General features: G+C 60.3%; 22 protein-coding genes, 1 tRNA gene and 1 pseudogene. 17 read left to right on the plus strand and 7 right to left on the minus strand.

The genetic code is table 11. The annotated features are described in order from the left end of the window. Window positions 1-58 precede the first annotated feature (58 nt). On the plus strand, window positions 59-1675 hold the full coding sequence (nadB, locus tag AB4N98_RS05600) for an L-aspartate oxidase (RefSeq protein WP_068937766.1): 1617 nt from the start codon (window positions 59-61) through the stop codon (window positions 1673-1675). On the opposite strand, the gene AB4N98_RS05605 is transcribed toward nadB, so the two are convergent. Both AB4N98_RS05605 and AB4N98_RS05610 read right to left on the minus strand, forming a co-directional pair. Then, window positions 1644-2090, minus strand: coding sequence for a protein YgfX (locus tag AB4N98_RS05605; protein WP_135196708.1), 447 nt, complete (start codon window positions 2088-2090; stop codon window positions 1644-1646). The genes nadB and AB4N98_RS05605 overlap by 32 nt on opposite strands. Then, window positions 2074-2328: an FAD assembly factor SdhE gene (locus tag AB4N98_RS05610; protein WP_017529593.1), complete on the minus strand. Its 255-nt coding sequence runs from the start codon at window positions 2326-2328 to the stop codon at window positions 2074-2076. The genes AB4N98_RS05605 and AB4N98_RS05610 overlap by 17 nt, the downstream gene beginning before the upstream one ends. Before the next feature lie 140 nt (window positions 2329-2468). On the opposite strand from AB4N98_RS05610, the gene ygfZ reads away from it, so the two are divergent. Both ygfZ and AB4N98_RS05620 read left to right on the plus strand, forming a co-directional pair. After that, entirely contained in the window at window positions 2469-3410 is a 942-nt protein-coding gene (gene ygfZ / locus AB4N98_RS05615) for a CAF17-like 4Fe-4S cluster assembly/insertion protein YgfZ (protein ID WP_460149300.1), read from the plus strand. A gap of 36 nt (window positions 3411-3446) precedes the next feature. Then, complete coding sequence (locus AB4N98_RS05620) at window positions 3447-4268, plus strand: HDOD domain-containing protein (RefSeq protein ID WP_217855973.1); 822 nt, start codon at window positions 3447-3449, stop codon at window positions 4266-4268. On the opposite strand, the gene AB4N98_RS05625 is transcribed toward AB4N98_RS05620, so the two are convergent. Both AB4N98_RS05625 and AB4N98_RS05630 read right to left on the minus strand, forming a co-directional pair. Then, the gene (locus AB4N98_RS05625; protein WP_017529596.1) at window positions 4269-5654 is read right to left on the minus strand and encodes a sensor histidine kinase; all 1386 of its coding nucleotides are present in this window, start codon (window positions 5652-5654) and stop codon (window positions 4269-4271) included. Next, a complete protein-coding gene (locus tag AB4N98_RS05630) occupies window positions 5647-6318 on the minus strand; it encodes a response regulator (RefSeq protein ID WP_017529597.1) in 672 nt (223 codons plus the stop codon). The genes AB4N98_RS05625 and AB4N98_RS05630 overlap by 8 nt, the downstream gene beginning before the upstream one ends. Before the next feature lie 235 nt (window positions 6319-6553). On the opposite strand from AB4N98_RS05630, the gene AB4N98_RS05635 reads away from it, so the two are divergent. The 5 genes from AB4N98_RS05635 (at window position 6554) to AB4N98_RS05655 (ending at window position 11931) form a co-directional block, all read left to right on the plus strand. Further along, window positions 6554-7846, plus strand: a complete 1293-nt coding sequence (locus AB4N98_RS05635; protein ID WP_017529598.1) for an OprD family porin — start codon at window positions 6554-6556, stop codon at window positions 7844-7846. Between the two features lie 34 nt (window positions 7847-7880). Further along, window positions 7881-8864, plus strand: coding sequence for a Bug family tripartite tricarboxylate transporter substrate binding protein (locus AB4N98_RS05640; RefSeq protein WP_017529599.1), 984 nt, complete (start codon window positions 7881-7883; stop codon window positions 8862-8864). A 62-nt stretch (window positions 8865-8926) separates the two neighbouring features. Next, on the plus strand, window positions 8927-9385 hold the full coding sequence (locus AB4N98_RS05645) for a tripartite tricarboxylate transporter TctB family protein (protein WP_017529600.1): 459 nt from the start codon (window positions 8927-8929) through the stop codon (window positions 9383-9385). Between the two features lies 1 nt (window position 9386). Beyond that, window positions 9387-10901 carry a tripartite tricarboxylate transporter permease gene (locus tag AB4N98_RS05650; protein ID WP_017529601.1) on the plus strand — a complete coding sequence of 505 codons (1515 nt, stop codon included), beginning with the start codon at window positions 9387-9389 and terminating at the stop codon, window positions 10899-10901. After that, window positions 10894-11931, plus strand: a complete 1038-nt coding sequence (locus AB4N98_RS05655; RefSeq protein WP_026067404.1) for an AbrB family transcriptional regulator — start codon at window positions 10894-10896, stop codon at window positions 11929-11931. Before AB4N98_RS05650 ends, AB4N98_RS05655 begins: the two co-directional genes overlap by 8 nt. 4 nt (window positions 11932-11935) lie before the next feature. Here the strand turns inward: AB4N98_RS05655 and ung are convergent, their stop codons facing one another. Continuing rightward, complete coding sequence (gene ung / locus AB4N98_RS05660) at window positions 11936-12628, minus strand: uracil-DNA glycosylase (protein WP_065877103.1); 693 nt, start codon at window positions 12626-12628, stop codon at window positions 11936-11938. Window positions 12629-12763: 135 nt separating this feature from the next. On the opposite strand from ung, the gene AB4N98_RS05665 reads away from it, so the two are divergent. Beyond that, window positions 12764-13876 (plus strand): enoyl-CoA hydratase/isomerase family protein, encoded by a 1113-nt coding sequence (locus AB4N98_RS05665; RefSeq protein ID WP_065877104.1) that lies wholly within the window; start codon window positions 12764-12766, stop codon window positions 13874-13876. Window positions 13877-13930: 54 nt separating this feature from the next. On the opposite strand, the gene AB4N98_RS05670 is transcribed toward AB4N98_RS05665, so the two are convergent. Next, on the minus strand, window positions 13931-14308 hold the full coding sequence (locus tag AB4N98_RS05670) for a hypothetical protein (RefSeq protein WP_083221617.1): 378 nt from the start codon (window positions 14306-14308) through the stop codon (window positions 13931-13933). Window positions 14309-14436: 128 nt separating this feature from the next. Here AB4N98_RS05670 and AB4N98_RS05675 point away from each other — a divergent pair. The 8 genes and pseudogenes from AB4N98_RS05675 to AB4N98_RS05710 all read left to right on the plus strand — a co-directional run. Next, window positions 14437-14547, plus strand: a pseudogene (locus AB4N98_RS05675) (methyl-accepting chemotaxis protein); the annotation flags it as partial. Window positions 14548-14674: 127 nt separating this feature from the next. Further along, the gene (locus AB4N98_RS05680) at window positions 14675-14887 is read left to right on the plus strand and encodes a cysteine-rich CWC family protein (protein WP_017529606.1); all 213 of its coding nucleotides are present in this window, start codon (window positions 14675-14677) and stop codon (window positions 14885-14887) included. Next, a complete protein-coding gene (locus AB4N98_RS05685) occupies window positions 14877-15569 on the plus strand; it encodes a 16S rRNA pseudouridine(516) synthase (RefSeq protein ID WP_065877105.1) in 693 nt (230 codons plus the stop codon). Before AB4N98_RS05680 ends, AB4N98_RS05685 begins: the two co-directional genes overlap by 11 nt. A gap of 305 nt (window positions 15570-15874) precedes the next feature. Beyond that, a complete protein-coding gene (locus AB4N98_RS05690) occupies window positions 15875-16759 on the plus strand; it encodes an alpha/beta fold hydrolase (protein WP_017529608.1) in 885 nt (294 codons plus the stop codon). A gap of 110 nt (window positions 16760-16869) precedes the next feature. Continuing rightward, window positions 16870-16943: transfer RNA gene (locus tag AB4N98_RS05695), tRNA-Gly, on the plus strand. A gap of 205 nt (window positions 16944-17148) precedes the next feature. Beyond that, a complete protein-coding gene (locus tag AB4N98_RS05700; RefSeq protein ID WP_065877107.1) occupies window positions 17149-18009 on the plus strand; it encodes a DUF6216 family protein in 861 nt (286 codons plus the stop codon). Between the two features lie 304 nt (window positions 18010-18313). Next, complete coding sequence (locus tag AB4N98_RS05705) at window positions 18314-18838, plus strand: DUF3833 domain-containing protein (protein WP_017529611.1); 525 nt, start codon at window positions 18314-18316, stop codon at window positions 18836-18838. A 21-nt stretch (window positions 18839-18859) separates the two neighbouring features. Next, on the plus strand, window positions 18860-19165 hold the full coding sequence (locus AB4N98_RS05710; protein WP_017529612.1) for a DUF6482 family protein: 306 nt from the start codon (window positions 18860-18862) through the stop codon (window positions 19163-19165). A 92-nt stretch (window positions 19166-19257) separates the two neighbouring features. Here AB4N98_RS05710 and AB4N98_RS05715 read toward each other — a convergent pair whose 3' ends face one another. Next, window positions 19258-20397 carry an MFS transporter gene (locus tag AB4N98_RS05715; protein WP_460149301.1) on the minus strand — a complete coding sequence of 380 codons (1140 nt, stop codon included), beginning with the start codon at window positions 20395-20397 and terminating at the stop codon, window positions 19258-19260. Window positions 20398-20411 lie beyond the last annotated feature (14 nt).

Below are 20411 nucleotides of genomic sequence, written 5' to 3' on the forward strand. Positions count from 1 at the left end.
GATCCGGGCGTCCTGTTTGCGCCACCCCCTTTGGATCGCTTTTTGCGGAATCCTTCAAATGAGCCAACAGTTTCAACACGATGTTCTGGTGATTGGCAGCGGCGCGGCCGGGTTGAGCCTTGCGCTGACCCTCCCCGGCCACCTGCGCATTGCAGTACTGAGCAAGGGCGACCTGGCCAATGGTTCGACCTTCTGGGCCCAGGGCGGTGTAGCCGCCGTGCTGGACGACACCGACACAGTGCAATCTCACGTCGAAGATACCCTTAACGCCGGCGGCGGCCTGTGCAACGAAGACGCTGTTCGCTTTACCGTCGAGCATAGCCGCGAGGCAATCCAGTGGCTGATCGACCAAGGCGTGCCCTTCACTCGCGATGAACACGCGGGCAGCGATGACGGCGGCTTCGAGTTCCATCTAACGCGCGAAGGCGGCCACAGTCATCGCCGCATCATCCATGCGGCCGACGCCACCGGCGCCGCTATTTTCAAGACACTGCTCGAACAGGCCCGCCAACGTCCCAACATCGAATTGCTCGAACAGCGCGTCGCCGTCGACCTGATCACCGAGAAACGCCTGGGCCTGCCGGGCGAGCGCTGCCTCGGCGCCTATGTGCTCAACCGCACCAGCGGCGAGGTCGACACCTACGGTGCGCGCTTCACCATTCTTGCCTCGGGCGGCGCGGCCAAGGTCTACCTCTATACCAGCAATCCGGACGGCGCTTGCGGGGATGGCATCGCCATGGCTTGGCGCTCGGGCTGCCGGGTGGCCAACCTGGAATTCAACCAGTTCCACCCCACCTGCCTGTATCACCCGCAAGCCAAGAGCTTCCTGATCACCGAAGCCCTGCGAGGCGAAGGCGCACACCTGAAACTGCCCAACGGCGAACGCTTCATGCAGCGCTTCGATCCGCGCGCCGAGTTGGCCCCGCGCGATATTGTCGCTCGCGCCATCGACCACGAGATGAAGCGCCTGGGTGTCGACTGCGTGTACCTGGACATCAGCCACAAGCCCGAAGCCTTCATCAAGGCCCACTTCCCCACCGTCTACGAGCGCTGCCTGGCGTTCAACATCGACATCACTAAAGGCCCGATCCCCGTCGTACCGGCGGCGCACTACACCTGTGGCGGCGTGATGGTCGACCAGCACGGTCGTACAGACGTACCCGGCCTGTATGCGATCGGCGAAACCAGCTTCACCGGCCTGCACGGCGCCAACCGCATGGCCAGCAATTCGCTGCTCGAATGTTTCGTGTACGCCCGCTCGGCGGCGGCGGACATTCTCGAGCAACTGCCGCGCATACCGGTGCCGGCCGCACTGCCGCGCTGGGACGCCAGCCAAGTGACCGACTCGGACGAGGACGTGATCATCGCGCACAACTGGGATGAGCTGCGGCGCTTCATGTGGGACTACGTCGGGATCGTGCGCACCAACAAGCGCCTGCAACGCGCGCAGCACCGAGTGCGCCTGCTGCTGGATGAAATCGATGAGTTCTATAGTAATTACAAGGTCAGCCGCGACCTGATCGAACTGCGCAACCTGGCCCAGGTGGCCGAGTTGATGATCCGCTCGGCCATGGAGCGCAAGGAAAGCCGGGGCCTGCATTACACCCTCGACTACCCGCAGATGTTGCCCGAGGCCCGGGACACTATTCTGGTGCCAACCACCTACGCCGGCTGAACTTCAGACGAACCCGCAGGCGCCGATGCACATCGGCGGCCTGCGAGTCCTTTGGTACACAGATCGATCGCACCCACCATTCGCCTTGCACGCGATAGCGCAGCACCACGAGCAGCGGCAAGGCCAGGCTGTCGGGCCGCAATTGCACGCTGTGCCAACCTCGCTCGTGACTCAATAGCTGCCAGCCATCTTCATCACGGCGCAGGCCCCGAATCGATGAGCGGTGAGTCAACAGGACATGGCGCGGCAGCACCCAGGCGGCGTGAGCCAGGCACAGGAACCCGCCAAGGAAAGCAAAAGGCAGGTCCAGCGCCAGCAGAGCCCCCAGGGCGACTACCTGGGCAAGCAGATACACCGCGAGCAGCAACCGTGAGGCCTGCCAGCGGCATTCAAAGCGATTATTTGGGCTGGACACGATCCAGAATCATCCGAACCATGCGCTGCAACTCAGGGTCCTCAGATTCGGCACGCTCCATGAACCAGCCGAACATGTCCTGGTCTTCGCACGTCAGCAGCCGTACATAAAGGTCGCGGTCCACTGGGTTGAGCGTCGCATAGACCTCTTTGGTAAAAGGCACCAGCAACACATCCAACTCCAGCATGCCGCGGCGGCTGTGCCAGTACAGGCGATTGATTTCTACGTCTTCGACCATGGAGCGCTCCTCAAATAGCGCGTCAGTATACAGGCCCGAGTACAGCGGAACAGTCGGCTTTGGTCGCCCCATATCGAAACTATCCATTTGCCGGGCGCCCCTCTATGATGCACCCATGACTTTTTGACCTGCGATGACCCATGGCCGACTCCGCTTTTTTCTGCCCCCTGTCCCACGAAGGCGTTCTCGCCGTCCGCGGCGCCGACGCTGCCAAGTTTCTGCAGGGCCAACTCACCTGCAACCTCAATTACCTGAGTGACGCCCACGCCAGCCTCGGTGCGCGCTGCACGCAAAAAGGCCGCATGCAGTCGAGCTTCCGCATCCTGCTGCAAGGCGATGGCGTGCTGTTGGCGATGGCCAGCGAGTTGCTGGAACCGCAACTGGCCGACTTAAAGAAGTACGCCGTATTCTCCAAATCCAAACTCACCGACGAAAGCCCCGCCTGGGCGCGCTTCGGTGTAGCCAATGGTGATCACGCCCTTTCCAGTCTGGGTCTTGCGCTGCCGGCCGAGACCGACAGCGTGGTGCGCGCGGACGCACTGATCGCCCTCCGCGTCTCCCCCGGCCGTGCCGAACTCTGGGTGCCTGCGAAGCGGGCCGACGCCGTGCGCAGCCAATTGGCCGCGCACTTGCAGCAAGCCGAGTTGAACGAATGGCTGCTGGGCCAAATCCGCGCCGGCATCGGCCAGGTGATGGCGCAGACACGCGAACTGTTCATCCCGCAGATGCTCAATCTGCAGGCCGTGGGCGGCGTGAGCTTCAAGAAAGGCTGCTACACAGGCCAGGAGATCGTCGCGCGCATGCAGTACCTAGGCAAACTCAAGCGTCGCCTGTACCACCTGAGCCTTGATGCGACACACATGCCCGAGCCAGGCACTCCGCTGTTTTCCCCCAGCCACAACAGCGCGATCGGCGAAGTGGTGCTTGCAGCGAAAGCTGACCAAGTGATTGAACTTCTGGCGGTATTACAAGCCGAAGCAGCCGATAGTGGCGATGTGCATGTAGGCACGCTGGAGGGTCCTGGCTTGCACCTGCTTGATCTGCCCTACACCCTCGACCGCGATCGAGAGATCCAGCGTTAGTCGCCGTACCTTTTTGCAACACCCTAGAGAGCATGAATGAACAAACTGGCGGAAAAAATCCAACAGGCGTTGGTTAAGGCCATCGATAACGATGACCTGGTTCTGCCGACATTGCCGGAAGTGGCCCTGAACATCCGTCAGGCCGCCGAAGACCCGGAAATCAGCATCAACCATTTGAGCAAAGTGATCGGTCGCGATACCGCGCTGTCGGCGCGCCTGATCAAAGTGGTCAACAGCCCGTTGTTGCGCGCGACCCAGGAAGTCACCGACCTGCACACCGCCATTACCCGGCTGGGCACCAACTACAGCAGCAACCTGGCCATCGGCCTGGTGATGGAACAGATCTTCCATGCCCGCTCCGAAGTCGTCGAACAGAAGATGCGCGATGTGTGGCGCCGCAGCCTGGAAGTGGCGGGCGTCAGTTATGCCTTGTCTCGCAGCCACAGCCAGCTCAAGCCGGACCAGGCAGCGCTGGGCGGCCTGGTGCACCAGATCGGCGTGCTGCCGATCCTTACCTACGCCGAAGACCACTATGAGCTGCTTTCCGACCCCGTCAGCCTCAACCACATGATCGACAGCATCCATCCGGTGTTGGGCGACAAACTGCTCAGTCGCTGGGACTTCCCGGAAATGCTGGCCAAGCTGCCGGGCCAGTACCTGAACCTGGAACGCGACTCTGCCAGCCTCGACTACATCGATCTGGTGCAGGTCGCCGTGCTGTATTGCCATTGCGATACGGATCATCCGCTGGCCAGAGTGGATGTCTCAAGCGTGCCGGCGATGAAGAAACTGTCAATTGACCCCTACAGCGAGAAGCTACGAGCGGAGCTGGATGAAGCACGGTCGATGTTCTACTGATCAACCGGCGATAAAACTCACCCGCACCTTCAACCCCGCCAGTTCGCCATCGTGCAGGCTGATCTGCGCCAGATGCGCCCGGCAGATTTCGCCGACAATCGCCAGCCCCAGGCCAGACCCCATGCCCTGCTGGCTACGCCGATAGAATCGCTCGAACACACGATCACGCTCGTCGGCCGGAATCCCCGGCCCGTCATCTTCAACTTCCAGTACCGCTGGCGCCGTGACCCGTAAAATCACATTGCCGCCGGGTGGCGTGTGGGCCAGGGCGTTGTCCACCAGGTTGCTCAGCAGCTCATTGAGCAACGTCGGTTCGCCGCGCAACCACACCGGTTCATCGGCCTCCAGCGCCAGCGCTACGCCTCGCGCGTGAGCCAACGGCGCCATCGCCATGCCCAGTTCACGGGCCAATTGGCTTAGGTCCAGCAATTGCGCGCCGCCTTCGGCAATCGCCCGGGCACCGTTTTCGATACGCGCCAGGGACAGCAATTGGTTGGCCAAATGGGTCAGCTTATCGGTGTTCTGCGCGGCCGTTTCCAGCGTGCTGCGCCAGGTCGCCGGGTCTTCGGCGCGCAGGCCCAGCTCCAGGCGCGCCTTGAGTGCCGCCAACGGGGTGCGCAGTTCGTGGGATGCATCGGCAATAAACTGCGCCTGGCGCTCAAACTGGCCGCGCAGGCGCTCGGTGAAGTGGTTGAGCGAACGCACCAACGGGCCGAATTCATGTTGCACCTCCACCAACGGCAATGGCCGCAGGTCGTCGGGCTGGCGCTCTTCCACCGCAGTGCGCAGGCGTTCCAGTGGACGCAGCGCCGCGCTCACGGCGAACCACACCAGCAGCAACGCGCCGATGGCGAGCATGCCCAGGCGTAGCAAGGTGTCGGCCATCAGGCTGCGGGCCATGCTCACCCGCGCTTCATCGGTTTCGGCCACGCGGATTTCCGCCATACCGTTCATGTTCGGTTCGGAGACGGCCTTCAGCAAGCTCACTACCCGCACTTGCTGGCCTTGATACTTGGCGTTGTAAAACCGTGCCAGCGCCGGATAGTCATCGGTTCGCGGCGTGCCGGGCGGCGGGCCGGGCAGGTTCTCGTAACCGGAGATCAGCTTCTGGTGGATGTCATTGACCTGATAATAGATGCGCCCGGCGCTGTCGTAGGCGAAGGTGTCCAGGGCCACGTAGGGCACGTTGGCGCTGAGGGTACCGTCCACCTGGGTCAGGCCGGCGGCGATGGTCCGCGCCGAAGCCAGCAGTGTGCGGTCATAGGCGGTGTCGGCCGCCTCGCGACCGTTCCAGTAGGCGCTCATGCCGCTGGCCAGCATCAACAACACCAGCAGCAGCGCCAGGTTCCACAGCAGGCGCCAGCGCAGGCTGCTGGGCTTATGCATCGCGAGCTTCCAGCAGGTAGCCGAGGCCGCGGAAAGTCACGATGGCGATAGGTTGGCCGTCGAGTTTCTTGCGCAGCCGGTGCACGTAGATTTCGATGGCGTCGGGGCTCGCTTCTTCATCCAGGCCGAACACCTGGGACGCGAGCTGCTCCTTGCTCATCACCCGGCCCGGGCGCGCGATCAACGCTTCAAGCACGGCCTGCTCGCGGGAGGTCAACGTCATCAGTTCGCCACCTACGGTGAACCGCCGCGTATCGAGGTCGTATACCAGCACGCCGCAGGACTGTTGGCGCTCACCGCCCAGCACACTGCGGCGCAACAACGCCTTGACCCGCGCTTCCAACTCCGTCAGTTCGAACGGCTTGGCCAGGTAATCATCAGCCCCCAGGTTCAGGCCATGCACGCGGTCTTTGACATCACTGCGCGCGGTCAACATCAGCACGGGCAGGTTTTTTCCACGGGCGCGTAAACGCGCAAGCACCTCAAAACCATCCATGCGCGGCAACCCCACATCGAGGATCGCCGCCGCGTATTCCTCACTGCTCAAGGCCAGGTCCGCGGCCACTCCATCGTGCAGCACGTCGACGGTCAACCCCGTGCTCTTGAGCGCTTGGGCAACACTTTCGGCGAGTTGCAAATGGTCTTCAACCAGGAGGACACGCATGGATTTCTACCTTATTCGAAAGTGGTCAGTGCCACGCTTTGCGAGGCAGTTTACAGGCGCCGCCTGCCCTGTGAAGCCCGAAAACATTGAAAGGCGATTGAAAGGTTGATGAAAGCTTCGCCCTTTAGCATCCAGACAAGGTAGGCCATGCCCGCCCAGCTACCTCAACCGTAGCGCCCGAAAAACGCCTCGAAGCGTTTTCGCCAAAATAAGAACAATAACGGAGTGCACCACGATGCTGTCGACACAGCCCCACGCTTGCCCGCCTGTTCGTTTTTCCCGCCTGACCCAGACCGCCCTTGCCAGCGCCGCCGCACTTGCCGGCTTTTCGCCGCTTAGCCAGGCTGCCTTCTTCGAAGACAGTAGCGCGACCCTGGAAACCCGCAACATGTACTTCAACCGCGACTTCCGCGACGGCACCAGTGCCCAGCAATCCAAGCGCGACGAATGGGCTCAGGGCTTCATGCTCAACCTGCAATCGGGCTACACCGACGGCACCGTCGGTTTTGGCGTGGACGCCCTGGGCATGCTCGGCGTCAAGCTCGACTCAAGCCCCGACCGCACCGGCACCGGCCTGCTGCCCACTCACGACGATGGCCGCGCCGCCGATGAATACTCCAAACTGGGCCTGACCGGCAAAGTGAAAATTTCCGCCACCGAGTTGAAAATCGGCTCGCTGATGCCTGAACTGCCGATCCTCAAGCCCAACGACGGGCGCATCCTGCCGCAAACCTTCAATGGTGGCCTGCTGACCTCCAAGGAATTCAAGAACCTGGTATTCACCGGTGGTCGGCTGGATAAAGCCAAAGACCGCGACGACAGCAACTACGAAGACATCGCCCTCAACAACAAGAACAGCCGCTTCCTCAGCGGCGCCACCGGCAAGCATTTCAACTTCGGTGGCGTGGACTACAAGTTCGCCGACAAAATCACCGGCAGCTACCACTTCGCCCAGCTCGACGACGTCTACCGCCAGCACTTCCTCGGCCTGGTCGCCGCCCGCCCCATGGGCCCCGGCACCTTCGCCACCGACCTGCGCCTGGCCATCAGTGATGACACCGGTTCAGCCCGTGGCGGCAAGATCGACAACACTTCCCTCAACGGCCTGTTCAGCTATGCCCTTAATGGTCACAAGCTCAGCGCCGGCTACCAGCACATGTCCGGCGACAGCGCCTTCCCGTATGTGGACGGCAGTGACCCGTACCTGGTCAACTTTGTGCAGATCAACGACTTCGCCGGTGCCCAAGAGCGCTCCTGGCAGGCGCGCTACGACTACGACTTCGCCAAGTTGGGCATCCCCGGCCTGAGTTTCATGAGCCGTTACCTGTCGGGTGACAACATCAAACTCAAGAACGGCGACACCGGCAAAGAATGGGAGCGCAACACCGAGATCAAGTACGTGGTGCAAACCGGTACGTTCAAGGACGTGGCCGTGCGCCTGCGCAATGCCACGTACCGCTCCAACTACTCGGCCCGCGATGCGGACGAAATGCGTGTGCTGGTGAGCTACAGCGTCGCGCTCTGGTAAGTAGAACCCCATAACAACAACGATGGAGATAACCATGACCCCTTCACTGCGTAAATTGGCCCTCGCCGCCGGCTGCATGCTGTTTGCCGGCCAACTGCTGGCCGCCGATGAGCCCAAGCGCCCGGAATGCATCGCCCCGGCCTCCCCCGGCGGTGGTTTTGACCTGACGTGCAAACTGGCGCAAAGCGCGCTGGTCAACGAGAAGTTGCTGAGCAAGCCGATGCGCGTGACCTACATGCCCGGCGGCGTGGGCGCGGTGGCCTACAACGCGGTGGTCGCCCAGCGCCCTGCCGACGCCGGCACCCTGGTGGCCTGGTCCAGTGGTTCGCTGCTGAACCTGGCCCAGGGCAAGTTCGGGCGTTTCGACGAAAGCGCGGTGCGCTGGTTGGCCGCGGTCGGCACCAGCTACGGCGCCATCGCGGTGAAAAGCGATTCGCCCTACAAGTCTCTTGACGACCTCGTAAAAGCCTTGAAGAAAGATCCGGGTAGCGTAGTGATCGGTTCCGGCGGCACCGTCGGCAGCCAGGACTGGATGCAAACCGCCCTGATCGCCAAGGCCGCCGGGATCAACCCGCGCGAGTTGCGTTACGTGGCCCTTGAAGGCGGCGGTGAAATCGCCACCGCTCTGCTCGGGGGTCACATCCAGGTCGGCAGTACCGACATCTCCGACTCCATGCCGCACATCCTCAGCGGTGACATGCGCCTGTTGGCGGTGTTCTCCGAGAAGCGCCTGGACGAGCCCGAAATGAAAGACATCCCGACCGCCAAGGAGCAAGGCTACGACATCGTCTGGCCGGTGGTACGCGGTTTCTACCTGGGGCCAAAAGTCAGCGATGCCGAGTACGCCTGGTGGAAAGACGCCTTCGACAAACTGCTGGCCTCCGACGAGTTCGCCAAGCTGCGTGACCAACGCGAGCTGTTCCCGTTCGCCATGACCGGCCCGGAGCTGGACACCTACGTGAAGAAGCAGGTGGCTGACTACAAAGTGTTGGCCAAAGAGTTTGGCCTGATCCAGTAAACGCCCCCCCTGTTCGCGCAGCCACGTCTTTGCGCAGCACAGACGTGGCCCAGGAGTTTCCCATGCTCTTACAACGCATTTTCGCGGCCGTGCTGTTACTGGCCTGTGTCGGCTTGGCGCTGATGGCCTGGCCGTATCAGGCGGCCTTTTCCTACGAGCCCGTAGGGCCCAGGGCCTTCCCATTGCTGCTGCTCGGGCTGATGGGGCTGGCGCTTGTTTATATGCTGATTCGCCCGCAACCGACCAAACACACCGACGACGAACCCGCGCTGGACCGACCGACACTGATCAAGATCGCGATCTGTGTGGTGTTGTTGCTGGTGTTTGCCGGCACTTTCGAATCCCTGGGTTTCATCCTCAGCAGCATGCTGATCGGTATACCGATGGCACGGCTGTACGGCGGCCGCTGGTTGCCCGGTGCGGTGATCATCACCTTGATGAGCGTCGGTCTTTATCTGTTGTTCGATAAAACCATGGACGTACCGCTCCCCCTCGGTCTGCTCGACGTTCTGGAGAACTGATATGGATACTTTTGGCTATTTGGGCCAGGGCTTCGGCATCGCGCTGAGCCCCTATAACCTGGTGACCGCGCTGTGCGGCACCTTGATAGGTACGGTGGTCGGCCTGTTGCCGGGCCTGGGCCCGATCAACGGCGTGGCGCTGTTGATCCCCATCGCGTTCGCCCTGGGCCTGCCGCCGGAGTCGGCACTGATCCTGTTGGCGGCGGTGTACCTGGGCTGTGAATACGGCGGCCGTATCAGCTCGATCCTGCTCAACATTCCGGGTGAAGCCTCCACCGTGATGACCACCCTCGACGGCTACCCAATGGCCCGTAAAGGCCTGGCCGGCGTAGCGCTGTCGTTGTCGGCGTGGAGTTCGTTCATCGGCGCGTTTATCGCCACCTGCGGCATGGTGCTGTTTGCCCCGCTGCTGGCCAAATGGGCGATTGCCTTCGGTCCGGCGGAATATTTCGTACTCATGGTGTTCGCGATTGTCTGCCTGGGCGGCATGGCCGGCGACAAGCCCCTCAAGACCTTTGTAGCGGCGCTGATTGGCCTGTTCCTCTCGGCCGTCGGCATCGACGCCAACAGTGGCGTGTACCGTTTTACCGGCGACAACATCCACCTCACCGACGGCATCCAGTTCGTGGTGTTGGTGCTGGGCCTGTTCTCCATCAGTGAGATTCTGCTGCTCCTGGAAAAAACCCACCGTGGTCAGGAAGCGGTGAAAGCCACCGGACGCATGATGTTCAACGTCAAGGAAGCCTTGTCGGTGTTGACCGTGAATATCCGTTGCGGCGTGTCGGGCTTCATCATCGGTGTGTTGCCGGGTGCCGGAGCGACCATGGCTTCGGCCGTGGCCTACATGACTGAGAAACGTATCGCGGGTGCCAGCGGCAAATTCGGCCAAGGCGATATGCGTGGCCTGGCCGCGCCGGAAACAGCCATCGGCGCGTCAGTCTGCGGCGCCATGGTGCCGATGCTGACCCTCGGCGTTCCAGGCTCGGGTACCACGGCGGTGATGATCGGTGCCCTGTCGCTGTACAACATCACGCCGGGCCCGCTGCTGTTCCAACAGCAACCGGACATTGTCTGGGGCCTGATCGCGTCGTTGTTTATCGCCAACATTATGCTGGTGATCCTCAACATCCCGATGATCCGCATCTTTACGCGTATCCTCGCCGTGCCGAACTGGGCACTGGTGCCGGTGATCGCCATTATCACTGCGATAGGCGTCTATGCAGTGCATGCCACCACCTTCGATCTGTTCCTGATGATCGCCATCGGCATCTTCGGCTACATCCTGCGCAAGCTCGACTTTCCGCTGTCGCCGCTGCTGCTGGGCTTTATCCTCGGTGGCCTGATGGAGCAGAACCTGCGGCGCGCGCTGTCGATCTCCAACGGTGCGCTGGAGATCCTCTGGTCGAGCCCTATCACCTTCGGCGTCTGGGTATTGACCGCGATCATGCTGTTCGTACCGCTGCTGCGTATCTGGCGTAAACGTGTGCAACAGCGTCGTGCACTGGCCGATGTCTGAGGTCACCTTTAAACAATGGTGGGCAACACCGCTGGTCGGCCTGGCCGGCGGTTACCTGGCCAGCCTCGTCGGCTGGCCGTTGCCGTACATGGTCGGCTCGCTGCTGGCGATCATCCTGGTGCGCTGCCTCACGCCGTGGCAATTGGCCGAAATTCCCGGCGGGCGAAAATGCGGCCAATGGGTGGTGGGCATCGGCATCGGGCTGCATTTCACGCCGCTGGTGATCGAGCAGGTGATGAGCCACTTCGGCCTGATCTTCTTCGGCGCGCTGGTCACCAGCCTGTCGAGCGTGGTCGGTGTGTGGCTGATGCGCCGCAGTGGTGAAGACCGAGCCACCGCGTTTTTCTCCAGCATGCCGGGCGGCTCCGGCGAGATGGTCAACCTCGGCGCCCGCAATGGCGCGGTGCTCAGCCGTGTCGCGGCGGGTCAGAGTTTGCGGGTGCTGGTGGTGGTGCTGTGTGTACCGGCGATCTTCAAGTATTTGCTGGGAGGCGGCGCGCCGCAGTTTCATCCGGCACCGGTCAGCTGGGCCTGGCTGGCGTTGCTGTTTCCCGTCGGCGCGCTGGTGGCGTGGGGCTGGCAGCGTTTGCATCAGCCAAACCCGTGGTTGTTCGGACCGTTGTTGGTCAGCGCCACCGCCAGCGTGGTGTGGGACCTGCATATCGGCCTGCCCGACGGCGGCAGCCAGATTGGCCAATGGCTGATCGGCAGCGGCCTGGGTTGCCACTTCAACCGTCAGTTTTTTCGCAGCGCGCCGTCATTCATGGGGCGCACCCTGATCGGCACGGCGCTGACCATGGCCTTGGCGACACTGGCGGCGGTGGGCTTGAGTGCCCTGACCCACCTCGACCTGCGCTCCCTGACCCTGGGCATGATGCCGGGCGGCATTGCCGAGATGAGCCTCACGGCCGAGACCCTGCAACTGTCTGTGCCGTTGGTCACGGCGATGCAAGTGATGCGCTTGTTGTTTGTATTGTTTTTGGCGGAGCCATTGTTCCGGCATTGGAACCGCCAGCCGGATAAGGCCTGAGCCCTCAGAGCGGTGGCAACCGCCATTCAATCGGCGTTTCGCCGTTCTGCTCAAGAAACTTGTTGGTGCGGCTGAAATGACCGCACCCCAAAAACCCGCGATACGCCGACAACGGCGACGGATGCACCGACGTCAGCACCAAGTGCTTGGTGGCATCGATCAGCTTCTGCTTGCTTTGCGCATGGGCGCCCCACAGCAAAAACACCAGATGCGGCTGATGCTCGCTGACCACTTCGATAATCCGATCGGTAAAGAACTGCCAGCCCTTGCCCGCATGGGCGTTGGCGTTGGCGCGTTCAACGGTCATGGTGGTGTTGAGCATCAGCACCCCTTGGTCGGCCCAATTTTGCAGGTAGCCGTGGTTGGGGATGTCGATGTTCAGGTCGCGCTTGAGTTCTTTATAGATATTGACCAACGACGGTGGCGCCGGCACGCCCGGCTGCACCGAGAAGCACAAACCGTGGGCCTGGCCAGGGCCGTGGTAGGGGTCTTGCCCGAGGATCACCACTTTGACGTTGTCCAGCGGGGTTGAGTTAAGCGCATTGAAAATCAGCGGGCCGGGCGGGTAGATCTCTTTGCCGGCGGCGTGCTCCTGGCGCAGGAACTCGCGCAACTGAGTCATGTAAGGCTTGTCGAATTCATCGCGCAGGGCGTGTTTCCAGCTGGGTTCGAGTTTGATGCGGTCGCCTTCGGTCATCGTGAGGTCATCGTGTAAAAAAGAATGGGCGAACCCTAGGAAAGCCGACCCCGCTTGTCAATTGATCTAACACACCAACCGCACTTTCCCTTGGCGCGACCATACTCATCCTTCACCTTCTTGAATGAGGTCATGATGAACCTGCACTTCCAAGAGCTGACCGGCAGCGCCGGCGCCCGTATCGGCATCGCCAGCCTCGATGCTGAAAAGTCTCTCAATGCCCTCTCCCTGCCGATGATCCTGGCCCTGGGCGAGCGCCTGGATGCCTGGGCCAAAGACCCGCAAATCGTCTGCGTGTTAGTGCGCGGCAACGGCCCCAAAGCGTTTTGCGCGGGTGGCGAAGTGCGCAGCCTGGCCCTGGCCTGCCTTGAGCAGCCAGGCGAAGTACCGGCACTGGCCTCGCAGTTCTTTGCTGCGGAATACCGTCTCGACTATCGCCTGCATACCTATCCAAAACCGCTGATCTGCTGGGGCCACGGCTACGTGCTGGGCGGTGGCATGGGCCTGCTGCAGAGCGCGGCCATACGCATCGTTACGCCGAGCAGTCGGTTGGCCATGCCCGAGATCAGCATCGGCTTGTATCCGGACGTGGGTGCCAGTTGGTTTCTGTCGCGCCTGCCGGGGAAACTGGGGGTGTTCCTCGGGCTCACCGGCGCCCATCTCAACGGTAGAGATGCCTTGGATTTGGGGCTGGCCGACCGTTTCCTGCGCGACGATCAACAAGACGAACTGCTCGACGGCTTGCTGCAACTGAACTGGCAGGAACAGACCGCGATGCAGCTCAACAGCCTGCTCAAGGCCCTGGCTCAGGAGGCCGTGGGCCAGCTACCCGAAGCGCAATGGCTGCCCCGCCGGGCGCAGATCGACGCGTGGCTGGATGTGGGGGATGTACACGGCGCCTGGCGCGCCATCAGCCAATTGCGCGATCACGCCGACCCATTATTCAGCCGCGCCGGCAAAACCATGAGCGAAGGCTGCCCACTGACCGCCCACCTGGTATGGGAACAAATCCAGCGCGCCCGCCATTTGTCCCTGGCCCAGGTGTTCCAGATGGAATACACGCTGAGCCTCAATTGTTGCCGTCACCCGGAATTCAGCGAAGGCGTGCGCGCGCGGTTGATCGACAAGGACCAGAAGCCCCACTGGCATTGGACGGACATCGACAAGATCCCGGAAACCGTAGTGCAGGCGCACTTTACCAAGGCGTGGGAAGGTCGCCACCCGTTGGCCGACTTGTCCGATTATTGAGATATCGGCCCACAAAAAAGCGGCGCTTCATGCGCCGCTTTGTCATGGGACCTGTCAACGGTGCCCACCCCGGTCACCGCCATGACCGCCGCGTCCATGCTCACCGCGCCCACGCCCACCGTTGCCCCAACGATCGCCCCAGCCCTGGTTCGGGTAAGGCCGATAACCGGCCCTTGGTCCCGACGGATAGTAGCGCGGTGCAGGCTGGTAATAACGTGGCGCAGAGTAGTAACGCGGTGCAGGCGCGTAATAGCGTGGCGACGGGTAGTAATCCCGGCGGTACGGGTACGCGGAGCCACCACCGTAGTAGTACGCCGGCGCCGGTGAGGTGTAGACCTCGGATCGATAGTAGCTTTGGCCTCCATCGTAGTAGGGCACACAAGCGCAAAGGGTTAGACCGAGTAAAGCGCTGAGCAGCAGTCGTCGATACATGGCGGCCTCCTGGACCGCGAAAGAGCACCTCCAGCGACGCTGAAGGGCGGCATACAGCTTTCACTGAATGACGAAATATCTGACATCAAAAACCGAATCTGGTGCGTTTCGGTAACAACTTGATACATGATGTGATCCGCAGCATTACCGACCAGACCAAGCTGCTGGCGCTCAACGCGGCAATCGAAGCAGCTCGCGCCGGTGAGGTGCGAGCACAGGCCCATCGCACCCAGACATCCAGGCCCTGTCGCGCCTGGCCACTTCGTTCAATGGGCTGGTCAGCAAGTTCCATTTGTAAGTAGCCGGTCGAGGGTGGGCGCTGTATCGTGCAGGTCCAAGCGAACCATGCCCGATGCAGCCCGCCCCATGACCACGCCAACCCTTTGTCCCGCCTGCGGCGCCCGCAACGACTGCTCCCTGGCCGACCCGCGTACCGCCGACCAGGCCTGCTGGTGCTACAGCGTCACCATCGACCCTGCGGTGCTCCAAGCACTGCCCGATGAAGTGCGCAACCAGGCTTGCCTGTGCCCACGTTGCGCCCAAGTGGACGAACAGTTGCGCAACCGCAATGCGGGTTGATCGCTTCCTCAGCAACTTGCCGCGGTTCAATCGCCAGCAAGCGCGACGGTTGTTGGTTGAACGACGGATCAGCGTGGATGGCGTGACGGTCAGCGACCCTCACTACGAAGTCCGCGAATTCAGCCGCGTATGCCTTGATGCTGAAGTGCTGCAGGCGGGCAAACCGGCGCGTTATTTTATGCTGCACAAGCCCCAGGGGTGCGTGAGCGCAACGTCGGACCCGCAACACCCCACGGTCCTCGACTTACTGCGTGAGTCGGATAAAAACGAGCTGCATATTGCCGGGCGCCTGGACTTCAATACCACCGGGCTGATGTTGATCACCAATGACGGCCAGTGGTCGCGGCGTCTCACGCAACCGACGACCAAACTGCCCAAGGTGTACCGGGTAGAAACTGAAGACGTTATCGGCCCCGATTACGCGGCGACGTTTGCCGCCGGCCTGTACTTCGCGTTTGAAGACCTCACCACCCAACCTGCCGAGCTGGCAGTGCTGGGGCCGACGACGGCGCGCTTGAGCATCATCGAAGGGCGTTACCACCAGGTGAAGCGCATGTTCGGGTACTTCAACAACAAAGTGATTGGCTTGCATCGCGAACGCATGGGGCCGCTTGAGCTGGATCCTGCACTCGCGCCGGGCGAATATCGCGCGTTGACCGTTGAGGAAATCCATCAGGTTTGACGACCGTTCGGCCGGTGAAAGCCAAATCTCTTTTTAACCACTTGCGTGATACCGAGTCTGTGCTTGACTCCCATTCACCAGCCCAATGATGACTGGCGAGTCGCCTATAACCTCCAAGACCTACCTTGCCATCGCCCGCGCTTGATCTACGGGCCCTCCAGGCAAACAGCCCGCCATAACAACACCCGCCGGCCAGCCGTCATCGGACCGACATGGGCCTTCCTTTTCCAGGCGTATGCCTACCTGTCACAAAGCTCGTGCAGAGTTATCTGCGCGCCCTACCCGCTTGCCAGGAGTCTTACGACATGAGGCCAGAAATCGCTGTGTTGGATATACAGGGTCAGTATCGGGTTTACACGGAGTTCTATCGCGCGGACGCTGCTGAAAAGACCATCATCCTGGTCAACGGCTCCATGGCCACCACGGCATCCTTCGCCCAAACCGTGAAAAGCCTGCACCCGCAATTCAATGTGGTTTTGTACGACCAGCCCTACGCTGGCCGCTCCAAAATCCATAACCGCCATGAGCAAATGCTGACGAAGGAAGTCGAAGGCCAGATCCTTCTGGAGTTGATCGATCACTTCGCCGCCGAACACGTGCTGTCATTCTCATGGGGCGGCGCCGCCACCCTGGTCGCCCTCGCCCACCGCCCGCGCCGTGTGGAAAGAGCGGTGATCAGCTCGTTCTCGCCCGTCATCAATGCGCCCATGCGCGACTACCTGGAACGCGGCGTCGACTACCTCGGTAACCTCGACCGCGATCGCGTGGGGCACCTCGTCAACAGCACCATCGGCAAACACCTGCCGTCGCTGTTCAAACGTTTCAACTACAAACATGTCAGCAGCCTGGCCGAACACGAATACGGGCAGATGCACTTCCATATCAGCCAAGTGCTCAACAGCGATCGCCTGTGCTACCTCAAGGCAGCCAAGGCCATCGACATTCCGGTGTTGTTTTTGAACGGTGAATGGGACGAATACACCAGCGCCCAGGATGCCAAGCTGTTTGGCCAGCATGTGGTCAACAGCAGCTTCAGCACCATTGCGGCGACAGGACATTTTCTGGACATGGAACACAAAGCGGCATGCCGGGACAGTCGGGACGCGGTCGTGGGCTTTTTGAAACCGCAGCGGCCGATCAGCCGGTTGCGTTACAGCCAAGGCCAGACACAGCATGCATTTGCGGTTTGAGGCGGCACCTGACGGTGGCGAGGGAGCGCGCTCCCTCGTCATAACTTGCACATTTCCAAAGAAAAACTTCAAATCCAGGCGAACATCTGGTACAAAGTCAGCCGCTCTGAGCGGGTATAGTTTAGTGGCAAAACGAAAGCTTCCCAAGCTTTAGTTGAGGGTTCGATTCCCTCTACCCGCTCCACTTTTTGCGTTCCCCTCGTTTTTCCGCATCATCCCCCCTACGTTTCCACATCAGCGACCTGCCCGGCAACCTGCGCTCTCTGCGGTCGTGTACGCTCATTGCGTAGCGCTAGCCGCACAACTTAGGGATAAGTTGGACATGCACACCTTCATAACAGAATTGCCAAAACCCTAATTTTTATCAAAATCAAGCCAAGGATGACGCTGTGTCACAACCCAATGCAAATATCGACGCCAACATCGTAGACTGGACCTTCCAGAACTACGCCACGCTGGCAAGCATGCTGAGTGGAATTGCAATCTGCGCGTTGATTTTTTATATCTACAAGCGCTCAGGTTCACTAATATTTTTGCGCGACCTCATGTGGCGCTTTTTTGGGGGTTCTACTAAATTCGAAGATGAAGAATATGAACTCGTTCGAAAAAACTTGCGCGAGGTTGAGTACTACCGTTTCGAATTTAATATACCCGCGCAAAATCTGACCGAGACAAAACTTGCTGAAGAGTGGATCAAAAAGCATGGCTTTTGTCACAGGGACGTGGCAAAAGTAAGAAACTACATAAATTGGAATAACTTCAGTACATTAACATTTAAAGAAACGCTATTTTCCAAGCTCACCCAAAACATCACCATTGGATTGCTTATATTCTTTTTTATTATCATTTCTTTCATCGTACCTGTCACAAACTCACCCTACCTGATGGTCTCGTTGAAAGACGCCCCCGAAGCCCCGTCATTTTATCTTTCAAAAGAGAATGCAAAATTCTACTTTTTCAAATCCGAGCCAACGCTATCAAATACGGAATGCCAATCGGCTGAGTCGCTTGAAGCCTTCTCCGAACTTGGATTCACAACAGACCAGTTAGATACTATTTGCTCGTTCTTCTTGCTCGACAACTACCGCACGCATATCGCCGATGGGCTAAAAGGGCAACGAGGCATCTTACTGAGCATTGTCGCCATCTCGATATTTTCCGTATTTTGCATGCTGGTCATGCTCACTAGGCAAGACGTAGCGAGAAAGCTTCATAAAAAAATAAACCTACCGAAAACAACCAATAAATAATAAATCGACTTTCCACTGCATCGCGACTCTACTGCCCTCCTTTAGAGTCGCCTTACATAAGCTATAGCGCATTGAAACTTAGCTAACGCGCTGCTCGAACCAGCATCAAATCCAGATTGCCGCTGACACAACCCCCCCAAGCTTCTCGCAGCCGTCCTGACCCATTGAAAGTCCGAGAAGGCTGCGTGGCCGATAAAGGGGCTCAGTAGTTCCTTGACCAAAAATCTATACAAACACAAAATTCTGTACAACTATAAGACCTTGAGCGCTGGCATGACGCCTCGCACGATCAAGGAGCCAGGCAATGAAACGCCTGCTGGTTTCACTGTTCCTGCTATTGAGCCTGTGCAGCTGCGGTAACGTCGGTGTCGAGCACTATGCCGACCAAAAGCCGCAATTGGACTTGGAGCGCTTCTTCAGTAAACCCGTCAAGGCCTGGGGAATATTCGAGAAACGCTCGGGCGAAGTCGCCAAGCGTTTTGAGGTGGATATTGCCAGTCATCGCGAGGGCAACAACCTTATTCTCGACGAAAAATTCCTGTACAGCGATGGCACGCGCCAGCAACGCGTATGGACGCTCACGCCCGATGGCCCGGGGCGCTGGCGCGGACGGGCCGGGGATGTGGTCGGTGAGGCCATCGGCGAAGTGGCCGGGAACGCATTGCGTTGGCGCTACCGCCTCAACCTGCCCGTGGACGGGTCGGTGTACGAAGTGAGCTTTGACGACTGGATGTACTTGATGGATGAAGACACGATGATCAACCGGTCGAGCATGTCCAAATTCGGCGTGGAGTGGGGCCAGGTCACGCTGTTCTTTCGACGCCAATAACACCCACAGCGAAGGTGAATCATGAATCTGCGCAGGCTGACCGCACTGGCCGAAAAAGGCGAAATACGTGAGTTGGAGTTACTGTCGTTGGAAGGCGGTTTCTATATTGCGCGTATAAAACTTGCGCACCTCGAGATGACGTTACTGGACGACAGCGGCAAGACTTTGCGCATCCGGTCGAGCACGCATTTACGCGACCTGTTGCAGCAAGTGCCGCCATTCCCGTGTGTGCTGGTGCAGCAGTGCGTACATGACGAAATGTGCGGTACCCGTGAAGGGGCGATCGGTGCGTTGCGCATTCCTTTTTCGCTAGCGGCACCCTTTTAAGATCGCGGTGTCTCTTGGCTGCGCTGCCCTTGATAGGCGCCTTCAGGTGCAAGCGGCGCCGGATAACGTCACGATGTTCGCTCCCGTAGAGGCTACGCTGGCCGCCACCCGGTCAGCGCTATGACCAGAGTCAGCAGCTGAAAACCCATGATCAGCGCCACACACCCCGCCCAGCCCCACTGCTCCCAGATCAACGCCGGAGCGATAGCGCCGCAACTGCCACCCAAGTAGTAACACGTGAGGTAGACCCCAACGGCAGCGGCTTTGTTATCGCGAGCGGTCGCGGTGGTGAAGGCGTTGGCAGCGGCCTGGGCGAGGAATACGCCGGTGGAGCTCAGGGCGAGGCCGGTCACGATGCACCACAAAGATGGCACCAGGGTCAGGGCCGACCCACTTACGCCAAACAACGCAGCACCCGTCAGCAATTGGCCATGCGGGCGGGCTTTACTGAGGCGCCCTGCGATAGGGATCACAACCAGCGCCAGCAGGAACACCATGTACAGCGTACCCAAGGCCGCAGGCCCGAGGTTGAACGGCGGTAGGCCAAGGTACAAGCCCGCGTAGGTGAATGTCGCGACCTGAGAGAACAACACGCAAAAGCCTACGGCATAGGCGGCCAACAACGGTTGACGAAAAACACCTGAAACGGACCCACTGAGCCGCTTTGCTCGCGCACGATTGGCCGGCAGCAGGAACTGAATAAACCCGCCAACCATGAGGCTCAACGCCGCAAGCAATTCAAAGGCTTCGCGCCAACCGACATATTCAGTCATCACGCCGGTGACAAAACGCCCGGCAAACCCGCCCAACACCGTGCCGGCGACATACAGGCTGGTGACTTCAGTGACGGTACCGCCGCTCCAACGGTCGCCGATGTAAGCCACGCTGGTGGCAAACACCACCGGTATCAACATGCCTTCTACGAAGCGCCACACCAGCACTTCGGCAAAACTGTCGGCATACGCGGTCATGAGCGTCGGCAACGCCAGCAGCAGCGCGGCCGCGGCGATGACCGCGCGCTGCTCGAAACGCCCAGTCAGGCGGCTGACAAACGGCGCAGTGAGCGCCACCGCCAGCGTGGTCACGGTGATACTCCACCCGGCAGCCTTCGCGCTGATCTGAAACTGCGCGGCAAAGATTTGCAAGATGCTCTGGGTGGCGTACAGGTTGAGAAACGCCGCGCAACCACACAGGAAGAGGGCAAGGCGGGCACAATGCAGGCGCGGTTTCATGAAACCTCTCGTTT

It is taken from the genome of Pseudomonas sp. S3_E10, assembly GCF_054667615.1.